This window comes from Serratia sp. szju (genome assembly GCF_044594185.1).
Taxonomy (GTDB): Bacteria; Pseudomonadota; Gammaproteobacteria; order Enterobacterales; family Enterobacteriaceae; genus Serratia; species Serratia bockelmannii.
On sequence record NZ_CP172576.1, the window covers coordinates 2,808,997 to 2,823,520 of the forward strand.

Below are 14,524 nucleotides of genomic sequence, written 5' to 3' on the forward strand. Positions count from 1 at the left end.
CGCTATTGGGGCGCAGATCCGAGGCGGGTGATTGTTGTTTTCGCAGCAGGATTTTACAGTGTGGGCAGCTTTTTATTTTTCATTTTGCGGAGACGAAATCAATGACCTATGCCCTCGTGGGTGATGTTGGCGGCACCAATGCCCGCCTGGCGTTGTGCACTGTTGCGACGGGTGAAATTACCCAGGCGAAAACCTATTCCGGCCTGGAGTTCGACAGCCTGGAGGCGGTGATCCGCCACTACCTGAAAGCGTGCGATATCGAGGTGCAGGATGCCTGTATCGCGATCGCCTGCCCGGTGACGGAAGACTGGGTGGCGATGACCAACCACAGCTGGGCGTTCTCTATCAAAGAAATGAAGGCCAGCCTGGGGCTGAGTCATCTGGAAGTGATCAACGATTTCACCGCCGTCTCGATGGCGATCCCGATGCTCTCGCCGGACGACGTGCTGCAGTTTGGCGGCGGCGATGCGCAGCCGGGCAAACCGATCGCGGTGTACGGTGCCGGCACCGGGCTGGGCGTTGCCCACCTGGTGCACGTCGATCGCCGCTGGGTCAGCCTGCCGGGCGAGGGCGGCCATGTCGATTTCGCGCCGAACAGCGAAGAAGAAGACATTATTCTGGAGGTGCTGCGCGGTGAAGTGGGGCACGTTTCCGCCGAGCGCGTGCTGTCCGGGCCGGGCCTGGTCAACCTGTATCGCGCCATCGTCAAGGCGGACAACCGCCTGCCGGAAAAATGGGAGCCGAAAGACATCACCGAGCGGGCGTTGGCTGACAGCTGCATCGATTGCCGCCGCGCGCTGTCGCTGTTTTGCGTGATCATGGGGCGCTTCGGCGGCAACCTGGCGTTGAATCTGGGCACCTTTGGCGGCGTGTACATTGCCGGCGGCATCGTGCCGCGCTTTATGGAATTCTTCAAGGCCTCGGGCTTCCGCGCCGCTTTCGAAGACAAGGGGCGCTTCCGCGACTATGTGCGAGACATTCCGGTGTTCATGATAACCCATGGCCAACCGGGCCTGCTGGGGGCCGGCGCGCATCTGCGCCAGACGCTGGGCATGCAGCTGTAAGCAACGCGGCGGCACGATAAAAAAAGGGGCGCAATCCGCAGATTGCGCCCCTTGTCGTTTTCGTGGGGTATCAGGCTTTGGCCAGCTCCGCCGTTTGGGCGGTTTCTACCGTTTCCGCTGCCACCGCCTTCGGCGCTTTGATGAACAGCGTAATCAGCAGAGAAGCGGCGGACAGGACGCCAATCACCATAAAGGTGGCGTGGAAGCCGCCGAAGTATTTGGCGACGAACGAACCGGCCAGCGCGCCCAGGCCGAAGCCCTGGTAGATGATGCCGTAGTTCTTGCTGTGGTTTTTCAGGCCGAAGAAGTCGCCGACAATCGCCGGGAACACGGTGATGTTGCCGCCGAAGCAGAAGGCCACCGCGCCGACGCAGATGAAGAACAGCGTGTGGTTCAGGGTCATGAAGCTCAGGGCGACAATCGCCAGCACGGTAACCAGCATGGTGAAGCTGATGACGCGCATGCGGCCCACTTTATCGGACAGCGTACCCAGGATGATGCGGCCGGCGGTGTTGAAGATGGCGACGGCAGACACTGTGTTGGCGGCGGTGGCCAAGTCCATCCCGGCCAATTGAACGCCCATGTCTTTCACGATGCCAATCAGATACAGACCGCTCATGCAGGCAGCGAAGAAGATGGTGAACAGCAGGTAGGCTTCTTTGGTGGCCAGCATCTGACGCACGCTGTAGTCGTTACCCAGACCGTTGGCGCCTGGCTGTGCGGCGTTGGTCGCCAGCACCGGCTCTTTCAGCAGCAGGGAGCCGACGACGATCAGGCCCATCACGATGACACCCCAGTAGAAGAAGGCACCGGAAACGCCGACGTCGGCGATCAGGGCGGCGTTGACGTATTTGAACAGCAGGCTACCGCTGCCGAAGGCGCCGACGGAGATGCCGGAAATCAGGCCTTTGTTGGCGGGGAACCACTTAATCAGGTTGGACAGGGTGGAGATGTAGGCGATACCGACCGCAAAGCCCACCACCACGCCGGCCAGCAGGTAAATCATGTCAAGCGAGCTGACGTGGGCGCTGGCGATGAGACCCAGGCCGACCAGGATGCCGGAACACAGCGTCAGATTGCGGATGCCGAAGCGTTCTTGCAGCTTGCCGGCGAACAGCGTGGCGAAGGCCAGGAAGAAGCTGGTGATGGAGAAGGTGGTGGCGACGTCCGCCAGCCCCCAGTGGAACTTGTCGACCAGCGGCTGGTTGAACAGGCTCCAGGTGTAGATGGTGCCCAGACCCATCTGACAGATGATGGTGCCGAGAACGATTAAGCTGCGATTTGCCGGTTTGGTGTTCATGGCCGGTCTCCTTCCTGTGTGTGCGTTGCCGGGCGTGAGCCGTTGGCTGAAATTTGCGGGGTGAATCTGTGTTCCCGCGGTATGGGCTTATTATATGGCCGGCTCCTCCGGCGGGCGGCGGATTGGGAATGAGTTGCACGACGGAAGGAATGAAATGCATGTTATGCGGCGTGAGTTGCCGTTTTTGCGCCGAAAAGCGCGTGAAATGCCGGGGGAGACACGTGATCTACATCAAAGATATCAACGATTTATTGTTAATCGCCGGTGAACGATTGTGGTGAAATTGTGAAGGATGCGTCTGAAAGGCGTAAATCGGCATTGCGCCTATAGAGCGGCGGCGAGCGCGGGACTATGTTATCTGCGATCGGACGAGGTCCGCTCTGCAGGAGTCCATGAAATGAAAAAAACGCTGTTGTTACTGGCCGCGCTGCTGGCGCTGCCGCTGGCGAGCCAGGCCGACGTGTCCATCGGCGTGAACGTGCCTGGCCTGTCGTTGCATATCGGCGATCGCGATAATCGCGGCCACTACTGGGACGGCTATCGCTGGCGCGATCCGCGTTGGTGGGCCGATCATCACCGGTATGAACGCCCGCGCGGGTACTATTACGGCCCGCCGCCACGGGTGATTTACTACGGGCCACCGCGGCGCGACTGGCGAGATCGGCCGCATTACCGCATGCCGCCACCGCCGCCGCCGGGGTATTACTACCGTCCGGGCCCGCGCTGGTAAGCGCTTACAGGCGCATCAGCTTGCGGAACTCTTTCACCTTGCTGCGGCTGACCGGCACTTCAAACTCGAGATCGCTCAGCCGCAGAATGTAGGTATTGTTGAACCAGGGGACGATCTCGCGGATCTTCGCCAGGTTAACGCAGTAAGAGCGATGGCAGCGGAAGAAATGTTCTTCCGGGAGCCGGCCGTAAAACTCGGTGATGTTCATCGGCATCACGAACTCTTCCCGGCGGGTATAGACCCGCGTCACCTTTTCATCGGCGGCGGCGTAATAGATGTCGTTGATGTCGGTAACGATGATCCGCTCGTCTTTGATCAGGTTGATGCTATGGCTGCCGCGGCTCGGCGCGCTGGCCGGCTCCGTCGCGCCGGCGGGGCGATGATGCAGCGCCTCCAGTTTTTGCAGCATGGTGACGATGCGCGCCTCGTGATAGGGCTTGAGGATATAGTCGAACGCTTCGATCTCGAACGCTTCCACCGCGTGCTCTTTATAGGCGGTGATGAACACGATCGACGGGCGATGCGCGAATTTACTGATGTTTTGCGCCAGCAACACGCCGTCCAGCGACGGGATGTTGATATCGAGGAAAATGGCGTCGACCTGGTGAGTCTGCAGGTATTTGAGGACGTCGAGGCCATCCTCGAAGGTGGCGACGATATCGATATTGCTGTGTTTCTTGATCAGGTAGCTGAGTTCTTCCTGCGCGAGGAATTCGTCTTCCACGATGATGGCTTTCATGAGGCCTCCCCGACCGGCGGCGCGCTCGGCTCCTGATGCAGCTTGCCGCCGTTTTTGCTGATGTAGAACGCGATTTCGGTGCCCGGCTCCAGGCGGCGGATATGCAGCCCTTCACCGTACAGCAGCGACACGCGGTGGTGTACGTTGAGCAGGCCGATATTGTGGCCCGGCATTTCGTTGCGCGCCACCCGGTCGATAGTTTCCTGATTGATGCCGTGGCCGGTATCCTTCACCGAAATTTTCACCCGATCGCCCTGATCCTTCACCGCGATCACCACCACCCCTTTCCCCTTACAGGGCTGGATGCCGTGCACGATGGCGTTCTCCACCAGCGGCTGGATCAGCAGGCTCGGAATGCGCACCGAGACATCGTCGTCGATGTCGTAGATCACCGTCAGCTTGGCGCCGAAGCGGGCCTGTTCGATGGCGATATAGTCCTGAATCTGATGTAACTCCTTGCGGATATCGATCAGTTCGTCGTTCAGCTCCAGGTTGTAGCGCAGGTAGCGCGACAGGTTAATGATCAGCTGGCGCGCGGTGTCCGGATTCAGGCGAATAGAGGAAGAGATGGCGTTCAGCGCGTTGAACAGGAAGTGCGGGTTAATCTTGCTCTGCAGCGCGCGCATTTCGGCTTTATCCGCCATCTGGCGCAGGTGTTCGATGCGCGAAACCTCCATCTGCGTGGAGATGATCTGCGACAGCCCGACCGCCATCACCTTCAGTGTGTTGGTGATCTGGTGGGCGTGGCAGTAGTAGATTTTCAGCGCGCCGGTCACTTCGCCTTTTTCCCACAGCGGTACCACCAGCTGCGAATGGATCTGCGGCGCGGCCGGGTTTTCCAGGTTGTTCTTGATGATGATTTTGCCGTGGCGAATGCTTTCGCGGGTGACGCGGCTCAGCCCTTCGCGGCCGATCGGGTAGGCTTCACGCCCTACGCCGACGTAGGCCAGCACCTGGTGGGTATCGGTGATCGCCACCGCGTCGGCGCGGATGTCCTGGCGAATGATCTCGCAGATGGTGGCCAGCGATTCGCTGTTGATGTTGCGGAAATAGGGCAGCGTCTTGTGGGCGATATCCAGCGCCAGTTTGGCCTGGCGCGCGGCGATCACTTCTTTCTCATCCTCGACGCTCTGTACCAGCAGCACGATCAGGCCGATGCACACCGTACCGAGGATCATCGGCAGGGCGATCTGCGACACGATGTCCAGCCCAAGCTCGGTCGGCTTGGCCCACAGCACGATCAGCAGCATGGTGAGGGATTCGCACAGCATGCCGCCGACGATGCCGGCACGCCAGCGCTGCTCTTTCTTCACCTTGAGGTTGATGTAACCGGCGCTGATGCCGGCGATGATGCTGGTGATAAGACAAGGCACCGAGGTGATGCCGCCGATGTCGATCAGATAACGGTGCACGCCGGCGATGATGCCGGTGACGATCCCCACCCAGGGGCCGAACAGGATGCCGCCGGCCATGATGGCGATGACGCGCACGTTAACCAGCGATCCTTCGACGTTGATGCCGGAGTAGGTGCTGAACAGCGCGAACAGCGAGAAGATCGCCGTGACGATGCCGAGCTCGAGCGGCGTATGGTCTTCTTTTTGCAGCAGTTGGCGGAACAGCCGGGTGCGGGTCAGGAAAAACAGACAGATCAACATCAGCGCGGCGCGATCAAACACCGCCAACAGCATTTCAAAAAAAGGGTGCACGACGGGTTCTCGCTGCGGCTTACGGATGGCGGCAGTATACCACAGCGAAAGGGGCCCGTGGCGTGCGCCACGGGCGGGGGATCAGCCCATGCCGAGCTGCGCTTTGCCCAGTGGCGTCAGCAGGTCGACGGTGGCGCGGCCGTCGAAATCCACCTCGAAGTCGTCAGGGGCGAAGTCTGGCGGCGTTCTGCCGTCGATAAAGCTCGGCAGCTGGCGCTGCAGATAGGCGTCGTTTTTCTCGCAGCCCGGCGCGGCAGCGATGTACATCACGTTGCTGTCGAACTCGCCGTTATGCTCGTTCTCCACCGCGTGGATCACATCGCAGTGCCAAAAGACCGTGTCGCCCGGCTCCAGATCGGGAATGGGGGAAATCCCACTTAATAAAAGGGGATGCCACTTTTCCGAGATCGACAGCGCGCGGCCCGGTGCCGCATCGCACAGATCGTCGTCGGCGACGTCGTCCTGCAGCGCGCGCAGCAACACATAGGCCATGGCGTTGGCGATCGGCACCAGGTTCAGCGTGCCGGCCTTGGTGCGCTGCGGCGTCAGCGCCGTCCAACCCTGGAAGGTGCGGAACATCGAGCAGACCGCCGGGGAGGCTATTTCGCGCACCTCGGTGCGGCCGTCGGCGGCGAAGGGATCGTACTGCTGCCAGTCGCCGGAGAAAACGTGGCGATATACATAGCGGAAGTTTTCGTCCAGCCAGCGCTCAATGGTGCCGCTGTCGACGTGCGGTGACAGGCCCAGCGACGAGGAGTTCGGCGGGCGGCGGCGGGTGCGATCGGCGTAGGTGGCGACGCGGGTCGGATCGAAATGCTGTTTGCCGTTGCTCTCGGTGGCCCACAGGCTGTTGAGGAACACCTGCACCGCATGCATGCGCGCATCCTGCCGCGCTTCAACCTGCGGTTTTGACCAATAGATGCCGTAAATCTGCGGCTTGCTGGCGGCCAACTTGCCGAAATAGTTGTCTTCGGCGGCGTTTTTCAACCGTTCGACGAAGTTGTTGCGCTCAAGGTAGTCGCCGATTTCCCGGTTCCAGCCTTCGGCCTTGGCGCGGGGGAACACGCCGCGAATGGCGCAGGCGCCGCGCTGTTTGATCAGCGCTATTTGCTGCTCGCTGACGCGCTGCTGCAGGATATCTTCTGCGTCGATCTGCGGCACCGGATTATGGCCGGCGGCCAGCTCGCGGCGGATCTGTTCGACCTGGCCGCGGATGTTCTCTTCCAGCGCTAGAAAGACGTCGCGGTAGTTCGGCAATGCCTGGCGCAGCTGGCGCTTGACGTTAACGATCGTCTGCGGAATATCGTCGATGACTAAAGAGGCCATGGTGTTCTCCTGGTGCCGCGTGGATAACGGCGGCGGGCAGTTGTAGGGAATCGGGCAAGACGTTAAGGTTTTGTGGTTTTAACGTGAATGATTATCGGCAACCAATCGGGGAAAATAAAGAGATATCTTTCATTCGTAAGTTCCTCTTTTTCGTTTTTCGGAGATTTTATGAAGCTGGTCACTGAACGTCTGCACTTACTGTCGATAACCGTCGAGGATTGGCCGCTGTTTCTGCGCCTGTACCAAGATCCCGAGGTGATCCGTTACATCTCCGATCCGCGCAGCGAAGCGGAGATCCGCGCTCGGTTCGAAGAGCGGCTGCCGGCCTGGGACAAACACGGCGAGCAGTGGTTGTGTCTGGTGATGCGTGAGAAGCACAGCGGAGAGGCGGTGGGCATTACCGGCTTTCGTCCGCACTGGGCGCCGTATCGGCAGGCGGAAGTGGGATACGGGAGTTTGCCTTCCGGCCAGGGCAAGGGCTATGGCAAGGAGTCGCTACGGGCAGTGCTGGATTTTGCGGTGAACGCCTGCGGTTTTCACAAATTGACCGCCACCGTGACCGTGGGCAATCTCGCCTCGCGTGGCCTGCTGGAGTCGTGCGGTTTTCAGCTGGAAGGCACGCTGCGCGACAACTACCGTCTGGCGGATCAGTGGTGCGATGACTGGCTGTTCGGGCTGTTGGCGGCGGAGTTTCAGGGCGGCAAATAAAAATATCGCGCCAGGTATCGACAAGCTCGTCGGCGCTGCGCTATGTTCGATATTCGGTCAGTTCGCTGGCCAGCGTCGCTCGGACGGTCCGGGCGCTAACGTCTATCGAGGAATCCCCTATGGCTGATAACAGTCCACAGCGCCGTTTTACGCGCATTGAACGCCTTCCCCCTTACGTATTCAACATCACCGCCGAACTGAAGATGGCCGCACGCCGTCGCGGCGAGGATATTATCGACTTCAGCATGGGTAACCCCGACGGCCCGACGCCGCCGCACATCGTGGAAAAACTGTGCGCCGTCGCCCAGCGCGACGACACCCACGGTTATTCCACCTCGCGCGGCATTCCGCGCCTACGCCGCGCCATTTCGCGCTGGTATGCCGATCGTTATCAGGTGGATATCGATCCGGAAAGCGAAGCCATCGTCACTATCGGTTCGAAAGAGGGGCTGGCGCACCTGATGCTGGCGACCCTCGATCACGGCGATACGGTACTGGTGCCGAACCCCAGCTACCCGATCCACATTTACGGCGCGGTGATCGCCGGCGCCCAGGTGCGCTCGGTGCCGCTGGTGGACGGTGTGGATTTCTTCGGTGAGCTGGAGCGCGCCATTCGGGAAACCATTCCGCGCCCAAAAATGATGATCCTCGGCTTCCCGTCCAACCCGACCGCGCAGTGCGTGGAGCTGGATTTCTTCGAGCGGGTGGTGGCGCTGGCCAAACAGTACAACGTGCTGGTGATCCACGATCTGGCCTATGCCGATATCGTTTATGACGGCTGGAAAGCGCCGTCGATCATGCAGGTGCCGGGGGCGAAAGACATCGCGGTGGAGTTCTTCACCCTGTCGAAAAGCTATAACATGGCCGGCTGGCGCATCGGGTTCATGGTCGGCAATCCCGAACTGGTCAGCGCGCTGGCGCGCATCAAGAGCTATCACGACTACGGGACCTTTACGCCGCTGCAGGTGGCGGCCATCGCCGCGCTGGAAGGCGATCAGCAGTGCGTGCGCGATATCGCCGAGCAGTATCGGCAGCGCCGCAACGTGTTGGTGAAGGGGCTGCATGAGGCGGGCTGGATGGTGGAAAACCCGAAGGCGTCGATGTACGTGTGGGCGAAAATTCCCGAGCCTTATGCCCACCTCGGTTCGCTGGAATTTGCCAAACGCCTGCTGGCGGAAGCCAAGGTCTGCGTCTCGCCGGGCATCGGCTTCGGCGACTACGGCGATACCCACGTGCGTTTCGCGCTGATCGAGAACCAGGACCGAATCCGCCAGGCGGTGCGCGGTATCAAGGCGATGTTCCGCGCGGACGGGCTGCTGAAGCCGGGCAAAGCCGGCAGCGCCAAATAATCCTGTCAGGCCGGGCGTTCGCCCGGCCTTATTTTTTCCGTCCCAAGGTTTTCTTCATTATTTCCCCATTATGCTCAACTACGCTGAATTTTATTTTTTGGATAGAGTGTATGAGCAACCGCTACGCGCGATCGCAAATCGTTTTACATTGGCTAACTTTGCTGATGGTGATCCTCACCTATGCGGCGATGTTGCTGAAGGATTCAGTGCCGGAGGCGTGGGCGCCGCTGGTCAAAACTCTGCACTTTAATTTTGGGGTATCGGTTTTTGCCCTGATGCTGATTCGGTTGGCCATGCGCGCTTTCCACGCTGCGCCGCCGACCACGCCGCCGCTGGAGGAATGGCAGGAAGTGGGCGCCAAGATCTTCCATTGGCTGCTGTACGTGGTCTTCCTGATGTTGCCGTTGCTGGGCATGTTAACCCTGGCCTACGGCGGGAAATCGTGGTCTTTGCTGGGCTGGCCGATGCCGCAGTGGGTGACGCCGGATCCGGTGATGCGCAGGCTGGTCAAAACGGTTCATGAGACGCTGGCGAATATCGGCTACTTTATCATTGGCGCACATGCGTTGGCGGCGCTGTTTCATCACTACCTGCGTAAGGACGACACCTTGCGCCGCATGATGCCGGGCAAATGATCGTTAATAGAAACGACAAAGGGACGCTTGCGCGTCCCTTTGGCTGTGTTCCTGGTCTGGCTACCGTCAGGCAACCATCAACATGAAGGTGCCAACCCAGGCAACCAGCATGAATGACACGCCCATCAAAAAATATTTCACTGAACAACTCCTGTCTGGAGTCCTCGCCAGCAATGATCCCGATTGTTGTGCTGAGTATTTTATGGGCAGCCTGCTTGTCGGGCGGATTCTTCCAAGCGAAAGAACAACGTCCTCGAGCGCGGGCTGTCCGGTTGTCGCGCCTCATGCTCCGTGAGGTAAAATCCGAACCGCGACAGGATCGGCGCTAATGTACTCTCAATACTGGTCTGATTTCAATACTGTGTTTTTGATCACAATTTTCGGCTGTTTTTTGAACAGGGCGCGCTGTTTTATAACGCTTTTTATGGGCGGGCGACAGGAACTAGCCCGCCGTGGCGGGCTGTTAAATAGGGGATGAAGCAATGCAGCGGCGGGCGCTCAGGCGGCGGCGTTGATGCCGGTCGCCAAAATGACCCAAAAAACGAGACAAGACAGCAGAATAACGGCCCAAATATGACGGCGACTCCACTCCATTTTTAGCCTTCGTTGTTGCGATAAGTGATTAGGTAGCCATCATATCGGCGCAAAACGGGGAAAATTTAGTCCTGTTGACGAATATTTCGCTAACTTAGCGCTAACTCATTGGCAAACTTCGCTTATCGTCACGCGCACTTCGTAGCCCAGCAGATACAACGCCTGCTCCAGCGCTTCAACCTTCGAGGCGTAGCCGATATCCAGCAACCGCTCCATTTGCCCGCCGTTGAATCCCAGCTTGCGCGCCAGCGCCGCTTTGCCGGTGTTTTTGCGTAGCATGGCATTGTGCAGTTCGATCTTCAGCGCCACCAGCGCCGGCAGGTGTACTTTCAAGTCATCGGTTTGCGCAGGAGAAGGGGCGGGCAGAGGCAGACCTTCATCCATCGCGGCGGCGATGGCGGCCAGCAGGCTTTCCTGCGCTTCCAGCTCGATGTCTTCGCGTTTATAGCAGGCAGATTGCCACTCGGGGAAGTCGTGGAAACCGATCTGCCAGGCGTCGCTGTCGCTATCGAAGGTGTAATGGGCGGGGTAGTGGCTGTACATGGCAATCCCTGATTGAAACCTGAATGAGGCGCTATTGTGACGGCGCGGCCGGCGGATAGCCATAGCCTTGAGCGGAATGGCGCTCAATCGGCATGTTCACGCGGCTTGCGACGCAGCCCGTCGGGCGGCAACAGTAGGGCGCAGATCATGACGGCCAGACTGAACAGCGGCAGCCAGCGCGCCACCGGGCCGGGGGAGTAGTTGTTGAGCACCGAGCAAACGTAGCATGTGACGGCCAGCACCCAACCGGGCAGGCCGATATCATTAAGGCGAAACGCGGTTTTGGCCATAAACCACGCCACCAGGCCAAAACAGAACAGCGCCCACACCATGATGCACAGCAGATACAGCAGCACCGAGACGAATTCCTCGGTGTCGCCGTGCGCATGGGCGCGAAAATGGTTTTTATCCAGATAGGTCGACAGAAACAACAGCAGCACGATGCCAACAGCGAAGATCGCCAGCGAGAAAACAAAGGGTTTGCGCGAGATGCGCCCGCGGTAAAGGTCTTTGGTGAGTTGTCCGAGAGATTCCATCACAGTCCGTTGTCGTCATCATTGGCCGCCCGGCGGAGGCCGGATGGCAAGCAGCCGGGCATTCTAGCGGGGTAAACGGGGGCGTCAAGGTGATAATTTTTCTCATTTAGTCGCGGTTGAGATTCCACGCGGCCGCACAGGGCGTCCTTTCACCGAGCAAAACGTCACAATTTGGCACGTTTGGCTACCTGACGCGGTCATTGGCGGCATAATCCTGTTTGTTCGCGTTGAACAATGCATTAACATAACTCCCACTTATCTCTTGCATGGCTATGGATATCCGATGCGTCACCTGGTTGCGCTTTTACCGCTGATTACCTTGCTTGCTGCCTGTAGCAGCACGCCGAAACCCAGTACCACCGCTACGCCGCAGAGCACCCCGGTAAAGGGCGGCTTTTTGCTGAGCCCGGCGCACAGCGGCGCGCCGCTGGGAGGGGATTTCGCCAATAACCCGAATACCGCGCGCTTTATCGATAAGATGGTGCAGGAACACGGGTTTGACCGGCAGCAGCTGCACGACGTGCTGGCGCAGGCTCGGCGATTGGACTCGGTGCTGCGGCTGATGGACAGACAGGCGCCGACGCCGTCTACTCAGGGGCCAACCGGGCCGAACGGTTCCTGGCTGCGCTACCGCAACAAGTTCATCACCCCGGATAACGTGCAAAACGGCGTGGTGTTCTGGAATCAATATCAGGATGCGCTGCAGCGCGCCTGGCAGGTGTACGGCGTGCCGCCGGAGATCATCGTGGGGATTATTGGCGTGGAGACCCGCTGGGGCCGCGTAATGGGTAAAACCCGCATTATCGACGCGCTGGCGACGCTGGCCTTCAACTACCCGCGCCGCGCCGATTACTTCGCCGGTGAGCTGGAAACCTTCCTGCTGATGTCGCGCACTGAAGGTGACGATCCGCTCGAGCTGCGCGGCTCCTTCGCCGGCGCGATGGGCTATGGGCAGTTCATGCCTTCTTCCTTCAAAAGCTACGCGGTTGACTTCAACAACGATGGGCATATCAACCTGTGGGATCCGGTCGATGCCATCGGCAGCGTGGCCAATTACTTCAAGGCGCACGGCTGGTCCAAGGGCGAGCCGGTCGCCATTCAGGCCAACGGCCAGGCGCCGGGGTTGGAAAACGGCTTCAAGACCCGCTACTCGGTCGCCGCACTGGCTGAAGCCGGCCTGAGCCCGCAGGGTTCACTCGGGGATAACCAAGAGGCCAGCCTGCTGCGGCTGGACGTCGGCACCGGCTACCAGTATTGGTACGGTCTGCCGAACTTCTACACTATCACCCGCTATAACCACAGCACCCATTACGCCATGGCGGTATGGCAACTGGGCGAAGCGGTAGGGCGCTCGGCGCGCGGCGGCTTCTGACCGCTGCTTCAAACAACGAAAAAGGCCGCTTGCGCGGCCTTTTTTACGTTCTGAGCAATCAGAAATCGTAGCGCAGACGGACCACGGTCATATCGCCGAGGTTGTCGGTGCTCGATGTCAGCACGTGCTCTACGTCAACGCGGAAACCGTAGTCAAACTGTACGGTAACCCCGAGGCCGTTGTCGATGCGCTGGTAGTTGCGGCCGCTGATGTATTCCAGGCGGTCGCCCATGAAGTACGGCATCACCGATTTCACCGCGTACTGGCCCACCGGCACGGTATAACCGGCCAGGTATTCGATACCCCACGCATCGCCGGCGAAGTAATTGTTGACGTCGGCTTTCTTGGTGGTCAGGAAGTCGTTGTAGTAACCGCCGCCGAAGGTGAGCGTCCAGTTGTCCGGTTTCCAGCTGATGGCGGTACCGAAAATGTTCTGGTCATAACTCTTGCTGCCGCTGGTGGACGGGTTGCGCATTTCGGCGCGGGTGTAGTTCCAGGCGGTACCCCAGGTCAGATCCTGTGTAATGTGGTAATCCACACCCAGTGAGCCGCCGCCTTTGCGCTTATAACGCAGGCCGTTGCCCGGCAGGTAGTCGCTGTCGCTGAACAGGTACGAGGCGTAAACGTCCGCATCGCCGAAGCGGTTCTTGTACTTCAGCATTTTGCGTGAACGGTAAGAGCCGTCGTAGTCGCCGTTGATGCCGTTGCCCGGTGCCTGGGCCAGCATGTCGTAGTCCCAGATATCGGTCTTGGCGCCAACCACGTCATAGTAAACGCTGTTTTGCTGACCGAAGGTCATCTGGCCCCAGGTGTTGCTTTTCAGGCCGGTATACAGCATACGGCGGCTGGTGTTTCTCGCGCCGTCGGCATAGTGGTGATCCCAGTCAAACAGCGCCGGAATGTTCACACCCAGCTCGTAGTAGCTGATCCAGCTGATATCGTCGAACAGGTAGTAGTCCGCTGCGAAACGGAAACGGGTGCCGCCATCGAAGCCGTTACGCTTATACGAGCCCTTGTCACCGTCGCCCGTCATGTTGTTGAACTGCGGACGGATGCTGCCGCCAACGGTAAAGTTCAGGCGGCTGAGCGGATCGCCGGCCTGTGGATCTTGCTTCAGCAGAGTGATTTCTGCCTGAGCGGCGAACGACGCGCTGCCGATCGCCAGACCCAGCGCCACCGCTTGAGTCACTACGCGCAATTTCATTGCCATGTGTTATCCCTGTTTTATGTATGACCGCCCCATCAGCGCCGCCATGCCGATGTTTTGCGCAGAACGCTGCGTTTTCACGCATTTTGACGGTTTTTTTGGTGTTTTAGCGGCGGGCGGCATTTGTAACATAAAAGGTGGGATAAATAATTACTTTTCTTGCTAATTATTGGCCGGTTTTTGACCATTTCGTGCGGTGAAAAGCGCCATTATTTATGTCTCTCGATTCGGATGAATTCATCTAACGCCAAGGTTTATATTTTTCATTTGTCAGTCATCGGCGTCAGACTGTAATTTTAGTCGTGCAAGAGATAATTAATTTCAGCCTGTCACCGCCGTATTAACGTTTGCCTTCTTCTGCGTAATCGGTCGGCAGGAATAAGCGATTGGGAGGTCGCCATGAGAAATCTGTTAATGTTGTTGGTGGGGCTGTTTTCATTACCGGCGATGGCGGCGGAGTCGCACGTTTGCCATTCTCAAGCTTATGATTATGCAGAGGTTAGCAAACTCAGGTTATCTGACGATACCCTGTTTACCTGCCGCGGCGTGGGGCGCCTGACGATCCCGGAATTGGCGCGTAAAGGATGGCGGGTGATTCATTTAGCGCAGCAAACTGAATATACCGACTCCGTCGACAGCGATGGTGAGGTTATTAAACTTTATCAGGAAATCGTGGTGTATAAAGAATAATTCTACGGTGGCCTGTGATTATTTC

Annotated in this window: 15 protein-coding genes; 7 read left to right on the forward strand and 8 right to left on the reverse strand. The window is 58.9% G+C overall.

The genetic code is table 11. The annotated features are described in order from the left end of the window. Positions 1-101 precede the first annotated feature (101 nt). Positions 102-1,064, forward strand: coding sequence for a glucokinase (gene glk / locus RE418_RS13310; RefSeq protein ID WP_060447972.1), 963 nt, complete (start codon positions 102-104; stop codon positions 1,062-1,064). 70 nt (positions 1,065-1,134) lie between these two features. Here glk and RE418_RS13315 read toward each other — a convergent pair whose 3' ends face one another. After that, on the reverse strand, positions 1,135-2,364 hold the full coding sequence (locus RE418_RS13315; protein WP_342122429.1) for an OFA family MFS transporter: 1,230 nt from the start codon (positions 2,362-2,364) through the stop codon (positions 1,135-1,137). Positions 2,365-2,761: 397 nt separating this feature from the next. On the opposite strand from RE418_RS13315, the gene RE418_RS13320 reads away from it, so the two are divergent. Then, positions 2,762-3,094: a DUF2502 domain-containing protein gene (locus RE418_RS13320; RefSeq protein ID WP_025303752.1), complete on the forward strand. Its 333-nt coding sequence runs from the start codon at positions 2,762-2,764 to the stop codon at positions 3,092-3,094. Positions 3,095-3,098: 4 nt separating this feature from the next. Here the strand turns inward: RE418_RS13320 and RE418_RS13325 are convergent, their stop codons facing one another. From RE418_RS13325 to RE418_RS13335, 3 genes are all read right to left on the reverse strand, one after another. Further along, positions 3,099-3,833 carry a LytTR family DNA-binding domain-containing protein gene (locus RE418_RS13325; RefSeq protein WP_025303751.1) on the reverse strand — a complete coding sequence of 245 codons (735 nt, stop codon included), beginning with the start codon at positions 3,831-3,833 and terminating at the stop codon, positions 3,099-3,101. After that, the gene (locus tag RE418_RS13330) at positions 3,830-5,521 is read right to left on the reverse strand and encodes a LytS/YhcK type 5TM receptor domain-containing protein (RefSeq protein WP_399676283.1); all 1,692 of its coding nucleotides are present in this window, start codon (positions 5,519-5,521) and stop codon (positions 3,830-3,832) included. Before RE418_RS13330 ends, RE418_RS13325 begins: the two co-directional genes overlap by 4 nt. Positions 5,522-5,620: 99 nt before the next feature. After that, positions 5,621-6,865 (reverse strand): DUF1479 domain-containing protein, encoded by a 1,245-nt coding sequence (locus RE418_RS13335; RefSeq protein ID WP_089181173.1) that lies wholly within the window; start codon positions 6,863-6,865, stop codon positions 5,621-5,623. Positions 6,866-7,033: 168 nt separating this feature from the next. Between RE418_RS13335 and RE418_RS13340 the strand changes: the two genes are divergently transcribed. From RE418_RS13340 to RE418_RS13350, 3 genes are all read left to right on the forward strand, one after another. Further along, a complete protein-coding gene (locus RE418_RS13340) occupies positions 7,034-7,573 on the forward strand; it encodes a GNAT family N-acetyltransferase (protein ID WP_049207371.1) in 540 nt (179 codons plus the stop codon). Between the two features lie 119 nt (positions 7,574-7,692). Continuing rightward, positions 7,693-8,922, forward strand: coding sequence for an alanine transaminase (gene alaC / locus RE418_RS13345; protein WP_016926818.1), 1,230 nt, complete (start codon positions 7,693-7,695; stop codon positions 8,920-8,922). 110 nt (positions 8,923-9,032) lie between these two features. After that, entirely contained in the window at positions 9,033-9,557 is a 525-nt protein-coding gene (locus RE418_RS13350) for a cytochrome b (protein WP_089181172.1), read from the forward strand. A 66-nt stretch (positions 9,558-9,623) separates the two neighbouring features. Here the strand turns inward: RE418_RS13350 and ypdK are convergent, their stop codons facing one another. From ypdK to RE418_RS13365, 3 genes are all read right to left on the reverse strand, one after another. After that, complete coding sequence (gene ypdK / locus RE418_RS13355) at positions 9,624-9,698, reverse strand: membrane protein YpdK (RefSeq protein WP_099782600.1); 75 nt, start codon at positions 9,696-9,698, stop codon at positions 9,624-9,626. A 558-nt stretch (positions 9,699-10,256) separates the two neighbouring features. Beyond that, complete coding sequence (locus RE418_RS13360; protein WP_025303746.1) at positions 10,257-10,694, reverse strand: antitoxin HicB; 438 nt, start codon at positions 10,692-10,694, stop codon at positions 10,257-10,259. Between the two features lie 83 nt (positions 10,695-10,777). Next, positions 10,778-11,230 carry a DUF805 domain-containing protein gene (locus RE418_RS13365; RefSeq protein WP_089181171.1) on the reverse strand — a complete coding sequence of 151 codons (453 nt, stop codon included), beginning with the start codon at positions 11,228-11,230 and terminating at the stop codon, positions 10,778-10,780. Between the two features lie 283 nt (positions 11,231-11,513). Between RE418_RS13365 and mltB the strand changes: the two genes are divergently transcribed. Further along, complete coding sequence (gene mltB / locus RE418_RS13370) at positions 11,514-12,602, forward strand: lytic murein transglycosylase B (protein ID WP_049294902.1); 1,089 nt, start codon at positions 11,514-11,516, stop codon at positions 12,600-12,602. A 58-nt stretch (positions 12,603-12,660) separates the two neighbouring features. Here the strand turns inward: mltB and RE418_RS13375 are convergent, their stop codons facing one another. Next, the gene (locus RE418_RS13375; RefSeq protein ID WP_025303743.1) at positions 12,661-13,812 is read right to left on the reverse strand and encodes a porin; all 1,152 of its coding nucleotides are present in this window, start codon (positions 13,810-13,812) and stop codon (positions 12,661-12,663) included. Positions 13,813-14,208: 396 nt separating this feature from the next. On the opposite strand from RE418_RS13375, the gene RE418_RS13380 reads away from it, so the two are divergent. Beyond that, entirely contained in the window at positions 14,209-14,499 is a 291-nt protein-coding gene (locus RE418_RS13380; RefSeq protein ID WP_049200124.1) for a hypothetical protein, read from the forward strand. Positions 14,500-14,524 lie beyond the last annotated feature (25 nt).